The following is an 18,172-nucleotide window of genomic DNA, read 5'->3' as shown; positions in this document are numbered from 1 at the left end:
CCTTCGGACTCCCTAACGGTCGCGTCGCTCTGCTTTGCAGAGCGGTCGAATCCACTCGCGCCTACCAAAGTCTGCTAGACATTGTGTGTCGCCCCAAAGTGCGGCACGCACTGCGAAAGCCGCTGCGGTTCTACCGAGCGGCTTTTCTTTTATCTGGCGTCTGCCCTGTGGTTTCATCGGCGGGCGACGACACACGCGGCTCTTCGTATCGGCCGCCACTGAAAAAGGATTGCACGATGCCCGCGATTACGCTCCCCGACGGTACCGTCAAATCTTTCGATAACCCGGTGACCGGCATGCAGGTCGCCGAATCGATCGGCGCAGGGTTGGCCAAGGCCACGCTGGCCGCTCGTATCGATGGCCGCCTGGCCGATGCCTGTGTGCCGATCGAGCACGATGCCGAGGTTGCCCTGATCACGGCCAAGGATGATGCCGGGCTGGATATCATCCGCCATTCCTGTGCGCATCTGCTCGGTCAGGCGCTCAAGACGCTGTATCCCGATGTTCAGATGGCGATCGGCCCGGTCATTGAAGACGGCTTCTATTACGACGTGAACCTCGGCCGCCAGCTTACGCCGGAGGATCTCGAGACGATCGAGAAACGGATGCTGGAGCTGGCCAAGCGCGATCACGACGTTATCCGTGAAGTGGTGTCCCGCGAGAAGGCGCTTGCGACCTTCGAGGCCCGCGACGAGCCCTACAAGGCCGAGATCGTGCGCGGCATTGCCGAGGGCGAGACCATTGCGCTCTATCATCACGAAGATTACACGGATATGTGTGTCGGCCCGCACGTGCCAAGCTCGCGGCATCTGCGTGCCTTCAAACTGATGAGCCTGGCCGGCGCTTACTGGCGCGGGGATTCCGATAACGAGATGCTCACCCGCATCTACGGCACGGCCTGGGCCAATGACAAGCAACTCAAGGCCCATCTGGCATTTCTGGAAGAGGCCAAGAAACGCGATCATCGCCTGATCGCCCGTAAGCAGGATCTCTTCCATATTCAGGAAGAATCGCCAGGCATGATTTTCTGGCACGACCGTGGCTGGCAGATCTATTTGCAGATCACCGACTATATTCGGGCCCGCCTGGATCGTGAGGGCTACAAGGAAGTCCACACGCCGTCGCTGATCGATCTATCGCTCTGGGAGAAATCCGGCCACGCGGCCAAGTTCTCCGACGATATGTTCCTCACCGGCTCGGAAGATCGTCAGTTCGCGGTCAAGCCCATGAACTGCCCGGCCCATGTCCAGATCTATAATCGCGGCCTGAAGAGCTATCGCGATTTGCCGCTGCGCCTGGCCGAGTTCGGCTCCTGTCATCGCAACGAGGCCTCGGGTACCTTGCATGGCCTGATGCGCGTGCGTGGTTTCACGCAGGATGATGCGCATATCTTCTGCACCGAGGCCCAGATCGGCGAAGAGGTCTCGAAGTTCACCGATCTGCTGTATGCGGTGTACGCCGATTTCGGTTTTACCGACGTTCTGATCAAACTCTCGACCCGGCCCGAGCAACGGGTCGGCTCGGACGAGATCTGGGACAAATCAGAAGCCGCGCTCCAGAAATGTCTGGAAGACAAAAACCTGGATTTCGATCTGCAGCCCGGCGAAGGCGCGTTCTACGGGCCGAAGATCGAGTTCTCGCTGCGCGATTGTCTGAACCGTGTCTGGCAGCTGGGCACGATCCAGCTCGATTTTTCGATGCCAGAGCGCCTGGAAGCCACATACATTGACGAAAACGGTGACCGCCAGGTGCCGGTCATGCTGCACCGGGCCATCCTGGGCTCGCTTGAACGGTTCATCGGTATCCTGATCGAGCATTACGCCGGGTCCATGCCGCTGTGGCTGGCGCCGCAACAGGCCGTGGTGCTCAATATCACCGACGCCCAGGCCGATTACGCGCACGATGTCGTCGCACGTCTGCGCGATGCCGGCCTGCGCGTGGATACGGACTTGAGAAACGAAAAGATCGGCTACAAGATTAGAGAGCACACAATGTTGCGCGTGCCTTATCTACTGGTCGTCGGCGATCGAGAAATGGAGGCCGGTGCCGTGGCTGTTCGAACCCGCGAAGGCGAGGATCTGGGCAGCCTGGCAATGGATGATTTCATCGAGCAGGCCAAAAGCCGGGTCGCCAGCCGAAATTGATGCGGTTGGTGGTATGAGGCGTGCGCTTGATATATAATCGCGCGCTTCGCTGGCGGCTTGCGCAAGTTATGCCCGTCAGCACGCCGGTTGAGCAAGGAGGATACCGAAATCGCTGCACAAAAGGATCGCCGAAACGAAGCGATCACGGCCCGGGAAGTCCGAGTCATCGATCCCGAAGGTGAGCAGGTCGGCATCATGCCGATCAACGACGCACTGGCCAAAGCGGCCGAATACGGCTTGGATCTGGTCGAGGTCTCGCCAAACGCCAATCCGCCCGTTACTCGGATCATGGATTATGGCAAGCATGTCTTCGAAAAGAAGAAGACCCAGCAGGCCGGCAAATCGAAACAAAAGCAGACGCAGCTCAAAGAGGTGAAGTTCCGCCCCGGCACGGATAAAGGCGACTACAACATCAAGCTGCGCAAGCTGAAGGAATTTCTGGAAGAAGGCGACAAGATCAAGATCACCTTGCGCTTTCGAGGCCGTGAAATGGCACACCAGGAGCTCGGCATGGAGCTCATGGAATACGTGCAGACGGACCTCGAGGAGTGGGCACAGGTCGAACAGCGCCCGGAAATGCAGGGTCGTCTGATGACCATGGTGATGTCGCCAGTGAAGGGCGTGTCGAAGCACAGCAAGAAGTAGCGACACGTAAGCGGTCAACCAAGTCGAGAACGTTATGCCGAAGATCAAGACCAACCGCGGCGCCGCCAAGCGCCTGAAACGCACGGGGAGCGGCAAGCTCAAGCGTGCCCGCGCGTTCAAGAACCATATCCTGACCAAGAAAGCGCCGGATCGTAAGAACCGTCTGGCCACCAGCGCGATCGTGGACAAGGCGGATCAGCCGGCCATGGATCGGTTGATTCCGTACAAGTAGTACGGCGCGAAGACAGGCCTGCGGGTGCGCAACCTGGCGTTCCAGCGGCCCCTTAAACACGCCGATACGGCGTGTCATACAAACAAAGCAAACAGGGTGAACAGACATGGCACGAGTCAGTCGTGGCGTGACGGCCAAGGCCCGTCACAAGAAGATTCTCAAGAAAGCGAAAGGCTATTACGGCGCACGCAGCCGTACCTTCCGCGTCGCTAACCAGGCGGTATTCAAGGCCGGCCAGTACGCCTATCGCGACCGTCGTAACCGCAAGCGCGAGTTCCGTTCGCTGTGGATCACGCGTATCAGCGCGGGCGCCAAGGCGCAGGGCATGTCCTACAGCGCCATGATGAACGGGCTGAAAAAGTCCGGCATCGAGCTGGACCGCAAGATCCTTGCCGATCTGGCGGTACGCGACAAGGCAGCCTTCGCCAGCATCGTTGCCCAGGCCAAGGCGGCTCTTAGCTAGCGGATATGGGGTGGGCCGAGCGCTGTGCCGGTTCGATCCCCTAACGTTAGTTGAATAGCAGAGATGAAGGGAAAGGCAGTCGCCTTTCCCTTTTTTTGTATATCGGTATCGTGTGCCCACGAACCGGCAGGAAGAGATGGCATGAGCACGGATCTTGAATCGCTTCGGGATAGAGCGCTGGCCGACATTACGGCCGCGCAGGATCTGCGAGCGCTGGATGAACAGCGTGTTGGTCTGCTCGGCAAGAAAGGGGAGATCACGAGCCGGCTGAAAAGCCTGGGCGAGTTGCCGGCCGATCAGCGCAAGGCGGCCGGCGGGGCGATCAACCGCATCAAGCAGGAGATCGCCCAGGCCGTTGAGACGCGCCGCGTGGCACTCGAGCAGGCGGCCTTCGACGCCCGGATTGCCGAGGAGACCGTGGACGTCACCTTGCCCGGTCGCGGCGAAACGCCGGGGGCCATCCATCCGATCACGCGGACACGCCGCCGGATCGAGGCCCTGTTCGCCGCCCGTGGCTTCGAGGTCGTCACCGGCCCCGAGATCGAGGACGACTACCACAACTTCGAAGCGCTCAACGTGCCGCCGGATCATCCGGCGCGGGCCATGCAGGATACGTTTTATCTCGACGCCGGGCGCCTGTTGCTGCGTACCCATACCTCGCCGGTTCAGATCCGTACGATGGAGTCGCGCCAACCGCCGATCCGCGTGATCGCGCCGGGGCGCGTGTATCGCTGTGATTCCGATCGCACGCACAGCCCGATGTTTCATCAGGTTGAAGCGCTCTACGTGGCCGAGCGGGTCACGTTCGCCGAGCTGCGGGCTGATCTGCGCGCCTTTCTCGAGGCGTTTTTCGAAACCGAGCTGAAACTGCGGTTCCGGCCGTCTTATTTTCCGTTCACCGAGCCCTCGGCCGAGATCGATATCGACGGCAAATCGCTGGGTACGGGCTCTGGCTGGATGGAGGTCATGGGCTGCGGCATGGTTCATCCCAACGTGCTGGAAGCCGCCGGCGTCGACAGTCAACGCTATTCCGGCTATGCCCTGGGCATGGGTATCGAGCGCCTGGCCATGCTGCGCTACGGCGTGACCGACTTGCGCCAGTTCTACAACAACGATCTGCGCATGCTTGCGCAGTTTGCCTGAGGAGGCCGCGTGAAGATCAGCGAACACTGGCTGCGCGAATGGGTCGAGACGACCGTCGATATCAACACCATCGCCGAGCGGATCACGATGCTGGGCCTCGAGGTCGATACGATTGAGCCGGTCGGCGGGGCGGTCACCGGTGTTGTCATTGGCGAAGTCATGGCCTGTGAGCCGCACCCCGATGCCGACAAGCTCAAGGTCTGTCAGGTGAGCACGAGCGACGAGCCCGCCCAGATCGTCTGCGGCGCGCCCAATGTGGCCGCCGGTGTGCGCGTGCCCGTGGCCACGGTCGGTACGGTCATGCCCAGTGGCATGAAGATCAAAGCCGCCAAGCTGCGTGGCGTGGCCTCCAACGGCATGCTTTGCAGTGCAGGCGAGCTCGGCGCGGCTCAGGACACCGATGGTCTCTGGTTATTGCCGGACGATGCGCCGATCGGCGCGTCACTTGCCGATTGGCTGGGTTTGCCGGATCAGGTGCTGGACGTTGATCTCACGCCCAATCGCGGCGATTGTCTGTCGATGCGCGGCGTGGCGCGTGAAGTGGCCCTGGGCCTGGACTGTGCGCTCGTAGCGCCGGTCATCACACCTGTCGCTGACGCGCTGGAAGCCGCGCCGACGGTCACGATCCAGGCGCCGGCGCACTGTGCGGCCTATTCCGCGCGTCTTGTCGAGTCGGTTGCCCCGCAGGCCGCGACGCCGCTCTGGATGAGCGAGCGGTTGCGCCGTGCCGGCATCCGGGCGATCAACCTGCCCGTGGATATCGGCAATTACGTGATGCTGGAGCTGGGCCAGCCGATGCACGCCTTCGATGCCGACCGGCTGGTGGGCGCTTTGCAGGTACGGTTGTCGCAGTCCGGCGAGCAGATCGTCACGCTCGACGGTGAAACGGTCACGCTGGACGGCGATACGCTGGTGATTGCCGACGACGAAGGGCCGGCGGCGATTGCGGGCATGATCGGCGGGCAGCGCACGGCGGTGTCCGGGCAGACCACGCGCGTGGTCTTCGAGTCGGCCTGTTTCCGGCCCTCGGCCGTGGCCGGGCGTGGCCGGCGCTACAAGATTCATACCGACTCACTGCATCGTTTCGAGCGTGGTGTGGATCCCGCGCTGCATGAAGCCGCGCTGCAGCGGGCCAGCGGTCTGCTCGAGCGTATCAGCGGCGCAGTTTGTGGCCCGATCGCCACGGCGCTCGGCGAGCCGATCGGTATCGACGCGCGTCGTATCAAGTTGGCCGCGACACGCGTCGCGCGCCTGATCGGCCAGACGATGGACGATGCCACCATCGAGCGCGTTTTGGCCGGCGTGGGCTGTGAGTTCGTCCATGCCGGTGCCGGGCAATGGCAGGTCGCACCGCCAAGCTGGCGCTATGACCTCGCGATCGAGGCCGACTTGATCGAGGAAATCGCGCGCGTCTACGGCTACGACCGGCTTGAAGCCGAGCAGCAGGGCGTGTCGCTACCGGCCGTATCCTCGGCAGACACCGCTACGCGTGAAGCCGATATCACGGACGTTCTGCGACAGCGTGGCTATAACGAAGCTATTACATACAGCTTCGTTGCTCCGGACCTGCACGATGCCCTGACAGGCAATGCGGCTGTCGGCGTGCTCGACAACCCGATATCGGATCAAATGACGGTCATGCGGCGCACGCTGTGGGCCGGGCTTGTCGAGGCCTGGGCGTATAACGCACGCCGCCAGCAGTCACGGATTCGTCTCTACGAGCACGGGCTGTCGTTCGTGCCGGACAAAAACGCCGATAACGGCTATCGACAGACCCCCATGATCGCGGGCCTGGCGGCCGGTAGCGCGGTGCCCACCCATTGGGATACACCGTCGCGCCGGGTCGATTTCTTCGACGTGCGCGGTGACGTCGAAGCCCTGCTTGGCGCTCGTTCTGGCCAGCTTGGCTTTGTGGCAGAACCGCATCCGGGGCTTCACCCTGGCCGCTCGGCCCGGATCTATATCGGCGCGCGTGCTGTGGGCTGGATCGGCCAACTCGCACCGACATTCGCGCGGCGTTACAAGGGTTTGGAACTGGCTTATCTTTTCGAAATCGAGGCCGGTGCGTTGATGAACGAAACGGCGACGCGTTTTGTCCAACCCTCCGATCAGCCTGGCGTGCGCCGTGATCTGGCGTTGGTCGTGGCCGAAGATATTCCCGTTGGCCGGTTGATCCAGGTCATCCGCGGCTTGGAATCGCCGCTTTTGCGTTCGGTCGACGTGTTCGATGTGTTTCGCGGCCAAGGCCTTGATCAAGGAGAAAAAAGTATCGCCCTGAGCTTGATTTTCCAGAGCGACACGAGCACATTGGATGACGACGCGGTCGAGGGGATAACGACCGCGATCATCGATGCACTGCGCAACGAGACAGGAGCGCAACTCAGGGGGATGTGACGTGGCGCTGACCAAAGCCGATTTGACCGAAGGCCTTGCCGAAGAGCTCGGATTCAATAAGCGTGAGTCCAAGGAATTCGTCGATCAGTTCTTCGAGGAAATGCGACAGACGCTGGAAGCCGGGGACTACGTCAAACTCTCCGGTTTCGGCAACTTTGAACTGCGTGACAAGGGTCAGCGGCCCGGGCGTAACCCCAAGACCGGGGAGGAGATCCCGATCTCTGCGCGCCGAGTGGTCAGCTTCAAACCGGGTCAGAAGATGCGCACGCGAGTCGAGTCCCGGGTTGTCGTCAGCGACTGAGACCGATGCGCTTCCTGCAGTACCCGACAAGCGGTACTTCCCGATCGGTGAAGCCAGCGCGCTTTGTGGTGTAAAACCGCATGTCCTGCGCTACTGGGAGCAGGAGTTCGCCGCGCTCTCGCCGGTCAAACGCCGCGGTAACCGGCGCTATTACCGAACGCACGATATTCATACGGCGCGCCGTATCCGGCACTTGCTCTACGATATGGGTTTCACCATAGCCGGCGCTCGGGCACAGCTGACCGAGGGGGCGACACCGACGGCTATCGTGGCCTCGACATCGCCACTTGCCGATATTCGCACCGAGCTGGAATCAATACTGCAAAAACTCGAAGAATGAGCGTGTGGCGCCGCCCGTCTTTTGGTAGACTACGCATCTCGTCGGGGTTTGGCGCAGCTTGGTAGCGCGTCTGCATGGGGTGCAGAAGGTCACAGGTTCAAATCCTGTAACCCCGACCATTGTTTTCAATGACTTAGCGATGCTTGCACGATACACCGGAGCAAGACTTCGCAATAGTTTCGCAAAACTACCCGGCACTTACCGGGGCCCAAGGTGCCCCATGGTCGCCCAGATACAGCTCGGTTATGTCCATGTCTTCATGGCCGTATAGCTGTTTGATCTGTTCGCGTTCCTAACCCATCGAGCGATAGCGCGCACCGCCCAGGCTCTTGATCTCGTAGAGCGACGGCGGGTTGTTCGAGTTCGTGTAGAAGCCCGATTTCTCGCGCGCCTTGCGGAAGTTACGACTGAGCTGGTCGACGAATACTTGCATAACGTGCTGGCGATCGGCGTGCCATTCGTCGCGCGACTTTACGCGGCGCGGCATGCGATGAATGATGAACGGGCAGTCGCGGCCGTCCTTTGTCGCATCGATTCCCGCGCGCAGTTCCTCATCGATCGATATGGCTAGGCGAGTGCCGGTTTTCTGTTGCTCGACGTGTAGGCCCTCAGGCGACGGATATCGACAAGTCGCAGTTATCCGATAAAGCCAAAAGCCAACGGCTGCAGAAAATCGACGACATTCGCGAATCGCTATATGAGCGATTCAATCGCCGATATCACGACGTGGTGCTCACGCCTCAAAGCTCAAGCCCATAAGCGTATAGGGCGATCACAAGCAGCAGCTCGAACAGCAGCACATGCCCTGTAAAAAGACATGCGAGCGAGCAGCCCACGAGCGTCAGGGATTTCCCGTGACGCGAACGCCAGAGCGAGAGCGGCGCGTACAAGAAACGGCTCACTTCTTGTGCCATCCGAGATTCATCAAGCAGCCCTCGTAGATATCACGCTGTGCGCCAGCGGCCATGATAGAGCTGGACGTGTTGAACCCGCTGGCCACCCCATTACCGAATGCATTGCTATTCGCAGTGCGAGACGTGCCTGAGTAGCTGCCGGTGTTGTTGCCCGTCCAGTCGTAGGTCTGGCCCTGATACGTGGTTGTCTGCGACGAGGGAGGGGTGGATTGAATCGGAAACGGCCGTGACCCGGCCGCGGCCATCTTGCACCGCCCCTTGTCGATTTTGAAATGCCGGGCGGCGTTAGCGTCGGTCTGGTACTGCGGGTTCACCCACGTAGCGCATCCCGAAAGTGTCAGAGCGATAGTGCCCGCGGCCAGGGCGTCTCGGATATTCATAGCGACTTTATGCTGCTAGATACGGCGACTTCACTGTACGAAACTCAGTGCGCGATCGCACGCAACCGCTCGTTCGAGCGGCGCAAAACCTAATCCTAAGTCGTTGAATATATTGGCCTTGAATGAAGCGATATATACGCCCTTTAATATGCTAATATTGCAGTATATTCAGATATTTAACTGCCAAATAACCCTCGGCATGGGGTGCAGAAGGTCACAGGTTCAAATCCTGTAACCCCGACCAATATCCTCCACGGTCTAGCAAGGCCTGCATAATAAAAATGCAGCCCAATTCGTAGGCTGGCCGATATCGACCGGGCTCTGCGCTTTAACAGCGCCCTAGTACAGCCCCATGCCGTCGATGCTTTCATGATCCATCGGGACTATGTTCCCAATACTGCCCGTCTCGGCGACTCCCGTGCGTATGACGTCACGCCGAGCAGGTTTTGTCATAGAGAGCATGTCTGAAGTGGTGACATGATCGGCATGAAGTGCTGTGCATCGATCGCCGTGGGCTCCATGCCTGACCCGGGCCTGGCCCATGCTGATTTTCCGGCGCCGCTTGTCAGCATCGAGCGGTTTGGCCGGCGATTGTGGCGGCTCATGAGGCATTATGAGGCCATCCAACCGGGTTACCGGCCTTCGATACGAAGTGGCGGCACAAGGCCGCGGATGCTGACAACCGAGTAGTCTGACGCGCCGGCGATTCTGGGCGGAGATACACGGTTTCTTAGTCGCTTATGGATAGCGTGCTTGTGCCACATCAGGCGGTGAAGGCTGCGGTTCTTGGTGACGGAGATCGCGATGGATACAAAAAAAAAGCGCTCGCTTTCCAGCCTCAGCGAGGCTGAAGCGCATTCCGCTCGACGAATATTCGTGATCAGTTTTCTTGTTTTCGTGATCTTCGCGATTGTCGTGCACATCGCCCTTTGGCAATGGCGGCCTTGGACATGGCTAAGCCTTGAAGCCTCGGCATCGCTGGATATGATGCAGGCAAGCGTTGCTGACGTCGCCATGCAGAATCATCAGCAAGTCGGGAGTCCGGTTGCTGTCTGACTCGAAAGCGAGCCGTCCATGACGTATCGGTTGGCTGTTTCCGGACTTCGTTGCGGGCGGGATGAGCGGGCGCTCTTTCCTCCGGTCGATTTCGTTGCCGATGACGGTGATATCGTGCGCATCGTGGGTGACAACGGCGCGGGGAAATCCACGTTGCTGCGAACGCTGGCAGGCTTGTTATCGCCCCTGTCCGGCACGATCAACTGGCGCGTGGACGAGAACGAGCCCGCGCCACCACTTGCGCTGATCGCGCACGAAAACGCGTTGTCGCAGGTGCTGAGTCCGGTCGAGAACTTGGCGCTTTTATTACGCCTGTCGCGCCAGGCGGGCCGGGTCGATGAAGCCAAGATCGTGGACACGCTGGAGAGGCTTGGACTGGATCGACTGGCACATCAACCGACGCACACCTTGTCAGCGGGCCAGAAACGTCGCGTCACGCTGGCCAGGCTGTGGCTCGCCGCTCCGAAAGTCTGGCTGCTGGATGAGCCGGTGGCCGCGCTCGATAAGAGCGCCCGTACACATACGGCAGAGCGAATCGCGCAGCTCGCGGGTGCCGGTGCGGTGATTATCTACACGACCCACGAGGGTATGGCACTTTGCGATACCCGGTGCGTGGCGCTCGACTGATGGGGCGTGTGTTCTGGGCCGTTTTCAGACGTGATCTGGCGATCGCGGGGCGCCAGCGGGGCGTGCTAGTGCATCAGCTGTTGTTCTTCGTGCTGGTCGTGGCGCTCTTTCCGCTGGGCACCAATACCGATCAGGCGGTTCTACTCGCGGTCGCGCCTGCCGTACTCTGGATGGGCGTGCTGCTTTCTGTACTCCTGTCGTTGAACGGGTTGTTTCAAACCGATCACGAGGACGGCACGCTCGCGCAATATCTATTGTCGAGTGAACCATTGGCCGTGATCGCGCTGGCCAAGATGATCGCCCACTGGCTGGCCAGCGGTGCGCTATTTGTTGTGGCTGGCCCGGTACTCATGTTGATGCTGGGGGTGCCGCTTGATGTGTTGCCCGTGATGATGCTCACGCTGGGATTGGGCACGCCAACGCTTGTCTTTATCGGCGCAATCGCTGCAGCATTGACGCTGAGGTTGCCGCGGGCCGGGCTCCTGCTCGGTCTGCTGGTGTTTCCGTTGTACGTGCCGGTGCTGATCTTCGGCTCCGGCGTGATCCGCGGCGCGATCGTCGGGTTGCCCTATGCGGGAGCGGTGTACGTCATGGCAGCGCTTTGTGTGCTGGCGATCACGCTTGGCCCCTGGGCGATCGCCGCGGCCTTGCGTATCGGCTTCGATGCATGATTTGTTCAATGCTTGTGGGGTCAACGCCATGCAGCCGATCCATCCATAAGCCAGCCCGAGTGGGCAGGTTGCGCTCCGAATCATGTGGCCTGGCGACGCGATCGGGCACGCGTGATTGGCGTTATCCGGTTGTGATATCCACATGCACGTACGGCTGGGCCATGATGAAAAGACGGTGGTTTCGTTAACGATGGACAAGGGCGTCAAACAGCGGTTCCACCGTCTCGGCTCGTCGCCGTATTTCTACGATGCCAGCGCACGCTGGGCGATCTGGCTGGCCGTGCCTGCTGTCATCTGTATTGCTTATGCCGTGATTGCCGGGCTGGTATACGTGCCGCCGGATTATCAGCAGGGGGATGTGTTTCGTATTCTCTATATCCATGTGCCCAGTGCCTGGCTGTCGCTTTTCGGCTATACCGCGATGGCTGTGGCTGGCGTCGTTGCCCTGGTATGGCGGCTTAAGCTGGCCGAGATATTCATCGCGGCCGCCGCGCCCGTGGGGGCATCGTTCACTTTTCTGGCATTGGTGACGGGCGCGATCTGGGGCGAGCCGACCTGGGGCACTTATTGGGTATGGGATGCGCGTCTGACATCCGAACTTATCCTGCTGTTTCTGTATCTCGGGGTCATCGCGCTGCATCGGTCGATCGCTTCGCCGCGCGCTGCGGGGCGTGCCTGCGCGCTGCTTTCGATCGTCGGGGTCATCAATGTGCCGATCATTCATTATTCGGTTGTCTGGTGGACCACACTGCACCAGGGCGCGACGCTCGGTTTGACCGGTGGCTCGAATATGGATGCCGATATGCTCTGGCCTCTGCTGGCCGGGGCGTTGGGTTTCACTTGTCTATTCGGCTGGCTCACGCTTTGGGGGATGCGCGTGCAACTGCTCTGGCGCGAGCGGCGTAGCCGATGGGTGATGAAAAGAATCGCACATGGCTGATTGGGCTTCGTTCTGGGCCATGGGCGGTTATGCCAGCTATGTCTGGAGCGCCTACGGTATTGCGGCTGCAGTGATCACACTCAACGTCGTGCTGCCGGTCTGGTATCACCGCGGGCTGAAGCGGCGTATACGACGTGGGGCATTCATTGATGACTAGAACCCGTCGGCGTCGCCTGTTACTCGTGACGTGTCTTTTGGTGGGCCTGAGCGGGGCCTGTGCCTTGATGCTCACGGCGTTCAAGCAGGACATGCTCTATTTCCACGAGCCCAGTGCGATCGCGGCCGGCAACGTGCCGATCAATACACGCTTTCGCGTCGGCGGGCTGGTTGCAACCGGCTCGGTCGAACGACCGGGCAACGGCTTGTCCGTGCATTTCGCGATCTCTGACTGCCACGCCACCGTGCCCGTGCGCTATCGCGGTACGCTGCCGGATCTGTTTCGGGAAGGCCAGGGCGTGATCGCCTACGGCAAACTCGATGGGCGCGGCGCGTTCGTGGCCGATCGGATCCTTGCCAAGCACGATTCGACCTATATGTCGCCGGATACGGCACGGGCCTTGAACGCCGGCACGTCCGATGCCTGCATGCCGGCGAACATGCAGGCATCTCGATGATCCCCGAGCTGGGACGTCTGGCGCTGATCTTGGCGCTGGCGATGGCGCTGATCCAATCGCTGTGGCCGATCTACGGCATTGCCGCCAACCGCCCGGCTTATCGACAGGTCGCCGGGCCCGCAGCGCTCGGGCAGTGTTTCATGCTTGCTCTCGCATTTGCCGCGTTGGCGTGGTCGTTCTATGTCAACGATTTTTCGGTGACGTATGTCGCTGACAACTCGAACACGAACCTGCCCTGGTTCTATCGGCTCGGTGCGGTATGGGGCGCCCATGAGGGCTCGTTGCTGCTGTGGATGGTGGAACTGGCGCTCTGGTCGGTCGCGGTGGTGTGTGCCAGCCGTACATTGCCGCGCGATGTGGCTGCGAGCGTGCTGGCCGTCATGGGGCTGGTGAGCGCGGGGTTCTTGTTGTTCACGCTGGCGACCTCCAACCCGTTTGCGCGTCAGTTTCCCGCCCCCGGCCAGGGCCGTGATCTCAATCCGCTGTTGCAGGATCCAGGCCTGGTTTTTCATCCGCCGATGCTCTATATGGGCTATGTCGGCTTCTGTGTCGCCTTTGCTTTTGCAATTACTGCGTTGATTCATGGCCGGGTGGATACGGCCTGGACACGTTGGGCCCGGCCCTGGACGCTGGCTGCCTGGGTGTTTCTTACGCTGGGCATCACGCTTGGCAGCTGGTGGGCCTACCACGAGCTGGGCTGGGGTGGCTGGTGGTTCTGGGATCCGGTTGAAAACGCCTCGTTCATGCCCTGGCTTGTCGGCACTGCCCTGATCCATTCGCTGGCGGTGACCGAGAAACGCGGTATTTTTCAGTCGTGGACGGTGCTGCTGGCGATCACGGCCTTCGCGCTGTCGCTTCTGGGTACGTTTCTAGTGCGCTCGGGCGTGCTGGTTTCAGTGCATGCGTTTGCCACCGACCCGAGCCGCGGGATCTATATCCTGGCTTTTTTCGCTGTTGTGGTGGGCGGCTCGTTGCTGCTGTATGCCGTGCGCGCGCCAAAGTTCACGGCCGGTGCCGAGCCGGTCTCGCCGTTATCGCGAGAAGGCTTGTTGCTGCTGAACAATCTGTTTCTCGTCGTGGCCGCCGCCGCGGTATTGATCGGCACGCTCTATCCGATTCTTGCGGATGGGCTGGGGCTCGGCCGGTTATCGGTTGGGCCGCCTTATTTCAACAAGGTGTTCGTGCCGCTGACCTTGCCACTAGTCGTTTTGATCGGCGTGGGTGCCGCCATGGCCTGGAAGCGCACGCGTGCCGAGGTACTCATCTCTCGTTTGTGGGGGCCGGCGATCATTGCGATCGTGGCTGGCGTCGGGCTGCTCGGACTGACTGTCGGTGTGCATGCCCTCGGGGCCGTCGCCGGCTGTGTACTTGGCCTCTGGGCGATCGTTACCGCGCTGGAAGAACTCTGGCGCCGCACCCGTGGTTCGCGTTGGATGCTATCGCGCCAGATCATCGGCATGGCGCTGGCCCATATCGGCGTGGGCATATTCGTGATTGGGGTGAGCCTGGTCAGCGGTTACGGCGGAGAACGCGATGCGCGCATGGCCCCCGACGAGACAGTGCAATATGCCGGGCATGTGTTTGTCTTTCGCGGCGTCGACGCTGTGCCCGGGCCCAACTATCAGGCGCGCCGGGCGACCTTCGATATCTACGATGCTGATCGACGGATCGCCACGATTCATCCGGCCAAGCGACGCTATGATCAAAGCGGCCAGCAGATGACAGAGTCCGGGATCGATGCCGGGCTATTCGGCGATCTGTATGTCTCGCTCGGCGAGCGGCTGGACGGCAGCGCCTGGTCGGTACGAATCTACAACCGGCCGTTCGTGCGCTGGATCTGGGCCGGCGGATTTTTCGCCGCTCTCGGCGGGTTGCTGGCCTTGTCTGACAAGCGTTATTGGCGGCGCCGAGGCAAGCGCGCCAGCCCGGCCGTGGCATCGCTCGGGCCGCAACCCGCGCGCGATAAGGCACGCGCATAGTGCGTCTGCGTGTCGTCGTGCCGATTGTCGTGCTTGTTGCCCTGATCGGGCTGCTGGGCTACGGACTGACGCGCGACCCACATACGCTGCCATCTGCATTTCAGGGCCACCCGGCACCGGCGATTGACCTGCCGAGCCTGGTTGAACCTGAGCGTCAGGTACGCCTATCCGCGCTCGATGGGCGCGTCGGTCTGGTCAACGTGTGGGCCAGCTGGTGTGTGGCTTGTCGTAGTGAGGTGAGCGAGCTTGCCCATCTGGCCCAGCAAACCGGCGTGCCGGTGATCGGCATCGACTACAAGGACAGGCGCGACGAGGCGACCAATTGGCTGCGTCGGTTTGGTAATCCCTATGCCTTGATCGCCTTCGATGGGGACGGTACGACCGGAATCGACTGGGGAATTTCCGGCGTGCCCGAGACCTTCGTCGTGGGCCCCGACGGGCAGATTCAGGACAAGATCGTGGGCCCGGTCACCGCCGAGATCAGACGCGAGCGCTTGATGCCGTTGATTCGTCGCCTGCGCGGCCAGGCGGCCTCGTGAACGCCGTACGTTTTCTGCTCATTGCACTCGTGCTGGCATTCGGCAGCACGCACGTGGCAACGGCCGGCGATATGGATACAGTCGATCAGGCCACGCAAACGCGCTACCACAGCCTGATCGCCGAGCTGCGTTGCGTGGTCTGCCAGAATCGCAGCATCGCCGAGTCCGATGCCCCACTGGCGGCCGACCTGCGAGACGTCGTGCGACGCCGGATTCAGGCCGGGCAGACGAACGCCGAGATCAAGCATTATCTGGTGGTGCGCTACGGCGACTGGATTCTTTATGATCCGCCGATTCAGACATCCACCGTGTTGCTGTGGGGCGGGCCGTTTATGCTCTTGGCCATCGGATTATTAATCGTGGTGATGACGATGCGCCGACGACCGATATCGGCCGCACCAGCCACGTCATCAACTGATACAGGCGCTGACACGGACAAGCTCGCGCGAATTCTCGCCGAGGATCGAGCGCGCGAGCAGGAGCGCGGCCGGTGATCGGCTTCGTTGTCATCGCTGTCGCCATGATCACGCTGTGTGCCGGGCTGGCGGTCGTGCCGCTGTGGCGGGGGGCTGGGGGCGAACAGGGCGGTTTAAGACGTCGCGAAACCAATATCGATGCGTATCGTCAACGCGTTCGGGAAATCGATGCCGACGTCGCGGCCGGACGACTCGACGCCTCGAACGCCGGGCGCGAAAAAGAAGCACTCGGGACACGACTCGTCGCCGACGTAGACACGACATCGACAGTGGGCAACCTGTCGCTAAAAACACAGCGCCCGTGGCTTGCCAGCGCACTGGCGCTGGTGCTTGTAACAGCATCAGGCACCCTGGGCTATTACTGGCTGGGCAATTACGACGCGATCGCGCGATCAGACAGGCCGAACATCGATGCACTGGTCGCCGAGCTGGCCCAGCAAGTCGAGGCGCATCCGAATGACCGCGGCGCACGTCTCATGCTGATAAGAGTTTATGAATCACGCGGGGCGTTTTCCAAGGCAGCCGATCAGCTGGCTTATATCAATGCACGGGCGACGGTGCCGGTACCCGATCTTCTGGTCGCCGAGGCCCGGGCACGCCTGAAAGCCGGTGCGCCGATAAATGGCCGAGCCGGATCTCTGTTCGAGCGGGCACTGGCGCAGGACTCGGACAATATTGCAGCGCTTTGGTTTTGCGGGCTGCGTGCGGCCCAAGCCGGTGACGATACGCAGGCGCTGGCTTTATGGGATCGTCTGCTGGCGCTGGATGTGCCCGCCGATGTCCGCGACATGGTTCAAGCCCGGCGCCGCGCGCTGGCCGGAGAGCTACCGTCGTTGTGATGAAGACACCGGGCGCGGCGGTCGTTGGGCGTTTCGCGCCATCGCCGACAGGCGATCTGCATTTCGGGTCTCTTGTGGCGGCGTTGGCCAGTTACTGCAACGCCAAAGCCGTCGACGGGCGCTGGCTGTTACGAATCGACGATCTGGACACGCCGCGGGTCGTCGCCGGCGCGGATCGTCGTATTCTCGATCAATTGATGGCTTTCGGGCTCGTGCCGGACGGGCCGATCATGTATCAGTCCGAGCGGTCAGCCGCTTATCGTGACGCGATCGATGCGTTGGTTGCACGCGGTCATGCATTTCCCTGTGGCTGTACACGACGAGAAGCGCAGGCGGGGCGGATCGGCCCGGAAGGCCCGATTTATCCCGGTACCTGTCGTCATGGCCTGCCACGCGGACGGTCAGCTCGTTCCATCCGTCTGCGAGTTCCCGAAGAGACCATCGCTGTGGATGATCGAATTCAGGGGCGTGTAGCCCAACATTTGGCCGGCGAGGTGGGGGATTTCGTCATTCGCCGGGCCGATGGGATCACGGCGTATCAGTTGGCCACGGTCGTGGACGATGCCGCGCAAGGCGTGACAGAAGTCGTGCGCGGAGCCGACCTGCTGTCTTCTTCGCCGCGCCAGCGCTATCTACAGACTTGTCTGGAGCTGCCGATGACGGCCTATCTACACACCCCGGTGGTCGTGGATGACCACAACGAAAAGCTGGGCAAGCGGTCAGGCGCTTTGTCGTTGACCGGACAAGATCCTCGCGCGCTCGTTAAAGCCTGTCTCGGGCTGTTGGGACAGTCTGAAGTATCCGATACTGGACCGGGCGGCGTTTCTGCCATGGTCGCGCAGGCTGCAGCACACTGGGACGTGAGCCGTATTCCCACTTACCCGACGATCAATCGAAATCCGGTCGGCGGAATGCCTACCAGCGCTCCCGATCCCACTGTTCCGGATTGGCCCAATAACGGGAATTGAGCCAGTCCGGCGTGATCTTGTAATCGTAGATGTTGTAGCGATACACCCAATAATTGCTGGCCAGGGTCTTGGCCTGCTCGGCGCGCCTGAAACCCAGGCCGAGAAAATCCGATACGGACCACTCGGTATCCGGCTCGCGAGTCGCTGTCGGTGATCGTGGAAAAACGGCGAGCACGCCGTGCGCGCCGACATTGCGCAGATAGGCCAGCATCTGCCGCGTGGCCACACCGCCAATGATACCGGGTGCATCAATGACCACGGCCAGACGATAACGACGCTGGAAAACCAGATTGGTCGCACGATCGAAGCGATCCGTGAGTTCTAGCGTATCGATGTCTGCCTGACCTGGCATCGAGAGTTCGGCGTGGCCTTCGGGTCGAACGATCAGCACGCGGCCATCATCGCCGACGCGCGCCATAGTCGCCTCGACGAGCGCTTTCACATCGTCGGGTAAGGCCATTGAAAACTCCTGCTAGAGATATGAAAGCCGATACAGGCCGTCGGCCT

Annotated in this window: 23 protein-coding genes and 1 tRNA gene; 20 read left to right on the top strand and 4 right to left on the bottom strand. The window is 61.2% G+C overall.

What is annotated here, in order from left to right; translation table 11 throughout:
• Positions 1 to 236 precede the first annotated feature (236 nt).
• The 9 genes from thrS (at position 237) to SAJA_RS00695 (ending at position 7,781) form a co-directional block, all read left to right on the top strand.
• A complete protein-coding gene (gene thrS, locus SAJA_RS00735) occupies positions 237 to 2,144 on the top strand; it encodes a threonine--tRNA ligase (RefSeq protein WP_123656734.1) in 1,908 nt (635 codons plus the stop codon).
• 87 nt (positions 2,145 to 2,231) lie between these two features.
• Positions 2,232 to 2,789, top strand: coding sequence for a translation initiation factor IF-3 (infC, locus tag SAJA_RS00730; RefSeq protein WP_123656733.1), 558 nt, complete (start codon positions 2,232 to 2,234; stop codon positions 2,787 to 2,789).
• Positions 2,790 to 2,823: 34 nt separating this feature from the next.
• Complete coding sequence (rpmI, locus tag SAJA_RS00725; protein ID WP_123656732.1) at positions 2,824 to 3,021, top strand: 50S ribosomal protein L35; 198 nt, start codon at positions 2,824 to 2,826, stop codon at positions 3,019 to 3,021.
• A gap of 106 nt (positions 3,022 to 3,127) precedes the next feature.
• Entirely contained in the window at positions 3,128 to 3,484 is a 357-nt protein-coding gene (rplT, locus tag SAJA_RS00720; protein WP_123656731.1) for a 50S ribosomal protein L20, read from the top strand.
• Between the two features lie 141 nt (positions 3,485 to 3,625).
• Positions 3,626 to 4,627, top strand: a complete 1,002-nt coding sequence (gene pheS, locus SAJA_RS00715) for a phenylalanine--tRNA ligase subunit alpha (protein ID WP_123656730.1) — start codon at positions 3,626 to 3,628, stop codon at positions 4,625 to 4,627.
• 9 nt (positions 4,628 to 4,636) lie between these two features.
• The gene (gene pheT / locus SAJA_RS00710; RefSeq protein ID WP_123656729.1) at positions 4,637 to 7,021 is read left to right on the top strand and encodes a phenylalanine--tRNA ligase subunit beta; all 2,385 of its coding nucleotides are present in this window, start codon (positions 4,637 to 4,639) and stop codon (positions 7,019 to 7,021) included.
• Positions 6,978 to 7,322 (top strand): integration host factor subunit alpha, encoded by a 345-nt coding sequence (locus SAJA_RS00705; protein WP_123656728.1) that lies wholly within the window; start codon positions 6,978 to 6,980, stop codon positions 7,320 to 7,322. Before pheT ends, SAJA_RS00705 begins: the two co-directional genes overlap by 44 nt.
• Positions 7,306 to 7,662 (top strand): MerR family transcriptional regulator, encoded by a 357-nt coding sequence (locus SAJA_RS00700; RefSeq protein ID WP_123656727.1) that lies wholly within the window; start codon positions 7,306 to 7,308, stop codon positions 7,660 to 7,662. The genes SAJA_RS00705 and SAJA_RS00700 overlap by 17 nt, the downstream gene beginning before the upstream one ends.
• Positions 7,663 to 7,704: 42 nt before the next feature.
• Positions 7,705 to 7,781 (top strand) — tRNA-Pro (locus tag SAJA_RS00695).
• Between the two features lie 173 nt (positions 7,782 to 7,954).
• On the opposite strand, the gene SAJA_RS15080 is transcribed toward SAJA_RS00695, so the two are convergent.
• From SAJA_RS15080 to SAJA_RS00690, 3 genes are all read right to left on the bottom strand, one after another.
• Complete coding sequence (locus tag SAJA_RS15080) at positions 7,955 to 8,095, bottom strand: hypothetical protein (protein ID WP_184999683.1); 141 nt, start codon at positions 8,093 to 8,095, stop codon at positions 7,955 to 7,957.
• Between the two features lie 307 nt (positions 8,096 to 8,402).
• Positions 8,403 to 8,576 carry a hypothetical protein gene (locus SAJA_RS15075; RefSeq protein ID WP_184999682.1) on the bottom strand — a complete coding sequence of 58 codons (174 nt, stop codon included), beginning with the start codon at positions 8,574 to 8,576 and terminating at the stop codon, positions 8,403 to 8,405.
• A complete protein-coding gene (locus SAJA_RS00690) occupies positions 8,561 to 8,956 on the bottom strand; it encodes a hypothetical protein (protein WP_123656726.1) in 396 nt (131 codons plus the stop codon). Before SAJA_RS00690 ends, SAJA_RS15075 begins: the two co-directional genes overlap by 16 nt.
• Before the next feature lie 804 nt (positions 8,957 to 9,760).
• On the opposite strand from SAJA_RS00690, the gene SAJA_RS00685 reads away from it, so the two are divergent.
• From SAJA_RS00685 to gluQRS, 11 genes are all read left to right on the top strand, one after another.
• A complete protein-coding gene (locus tag SAJA_RS00685) occupies positions 9,761 to 10,012 on the top strand; it encodes a light-harvesting protein (RefSeq protein WP_123656845.1) in 252 nt (83 codons plus the stop codon).
• A gap of 18 nt (positions 10,013 to 10,030) precedes the next feature.
• Entirely contained in the window at positions 10,031 to 10,639 is a 609-nt protein-coding gene (gene ccmA / locus SAJA_RS00680; protein ID WP_123656725.1) for a heme ABC exporter ATP-binding protein CcmA, read from the top strand.
• Positions 10,639 to 11,310, top strand: coding sequence for a heme exporter protein CcmB (gene ccmB / locus SAJA_RS00675; RefSeq protein WP_123656844.1), 672 nt, complete (start codon positions 10,639 to 10,641; stop codon positions 11,308 to 11,310). Before ccmA ends, ccmB begins: the two co-directional genes overlap by 1 nt.
• Before the next feature lie 190 nt (positions 11,311 to 11,500).
• Entirely contained in the window at positions 11,501 to 12,250 is a 750-nt protein-coding gene (locus SAJA_RS00670; protein ID WP_123656843.1) for a heme ABC transporter permease CcmC, read from the top strand.
• On the top strand, positions 12,243 to 12,407 hold the full coding sequence (gene ccmD / locus SAJA_RS00665) for a heme exporter protein CcmD (RefSeq protein WP_123656724.1): 165 nt from the start codon (positions 12,243 to 12,245) through the stop codon (positions 12,405 to 12,407). The genes SAJA_RS00670 and ccmD overlap by 8 nt, the downstream gene beginning before the upstream one ends.
• A complete protein-coding gene (gene ccmE / locus SAJA_RS00660; protein ID WP_123656723.1) occupies positions 12,400 to 12,864 on the top strand; it encodes a cytochrome c maturation protein CcmE in 465 nt (154 codons plus the stop codon). The genes ccmD and ccmE overlap by 8 nt, the downstream gene beginning before the upstream one ends.
• Complete coding sequence (locus tag SAJA_RS00655; protein WP_123656722.1) at positions 12,861 to 14,843, top strand: heme lyase CcmF/NrfE family subunit; 1,983 nt, start codon at positions 12,861 to 12,863, stop codon at positions 14,841 to 14,843. The genes ccmE and SAJA_RS00655 overlap by 4 nt, the downstream gene beginning before the upstream one ends.
• Positions 14,843 to 15,382, top strand: a complete 540-nt coding sequence (locus tag SAJA_RS00650) for a DsbE family thiol:disulfide interchange protein (RefSeq protein WP_245963185.1) — start codon at positions 14,843 to 14,845, stop codon at positions 15,380 to 15,382. Before SAJA_RS00655 ends, SAJA_RS00650 begins: the two co-directional genes overlap by 1 nt.
• Positions 15,379 to 15,876: a cytochrome c-type biogenesis protein gene (locus SAJA_RS00645; protein ID WP_245963184.1), complete on the top strand. Its 498-nt coding sequence runs from the start codon at positions 15,379 to 15,381 to the stop codon at positions 15,874 to 15,876. The genes SAJA_RS00650 and SAJA_RS00645 overlap by 4 nt, the downstream gene beginning before the upstream one ends.
• Positions 15,873 to 16,697 (top strand): c-type cytochrome biogenesis protein CcmI, encoded by an 825-nt coding sequence (gene ccmI, locus SAJA_RS00640; RefSeq protein WP_123656721.1) that lies wholly within the window; start codon positions 15,873 to 15,875, stop codon positions 16,695 to 16,697. The genes SAJA_RS00645 and ccmI overlap by 4 nt, the downstream gene beginning before the upstream one ends.
• Positions 16,697 to 17,665 carry a tRNA glutamyl-Q(34) synthetase GluQRS gene (gene gluQRS / locus SAJA_RS00635; RefSeq protein ID WP_123656720.1) on the top strand — a complete coding sequence of 323 codons (969 nt, stop codon included), beginning with the start codon at positions 16,697 to 16,699 and terminating at the stop codon, positions 17,663 to 17,665. The genes ccmI and gluQRS overlap by 1 nt, the downstream gene beginning before the upstream one ends.
• Here gluQRS and SAJA_RS00630 read toward each other — a convergent pair.
• The gene (locus SAJA_RS00630; RefSeq protein WP_123656719.1) at positions 17,613 to 18,125 is read right to left on the bottom strand and encodes a DUF6231 family protein; all 513 of its coding nucleotides are present in this window, start codon (positions 18,123 to 18,125) and stop codon (positions 17,613 to 17,615) included. The two genes, gluQRS and SAJA_RS00630, sit on opposite strands and share 53 nt — an antisense overlap.
• Positions 18,126 to 18,172 lie beyond the last annotated feature (47 nt).

This window comes from Salinisphaera japonica YTM-1 (assembly GCF_003788585.1).
Taxonomy (GTDB): Bacteria; Pseudomonadota; Gammaproteobacteria; order Nevskiales; family Salinisphaeraceae; genus Salinisphaera; species Salinisphaera japonica.
This window is presented reverse-complemented; position numbering and strand designations above follow the sequence as displayed.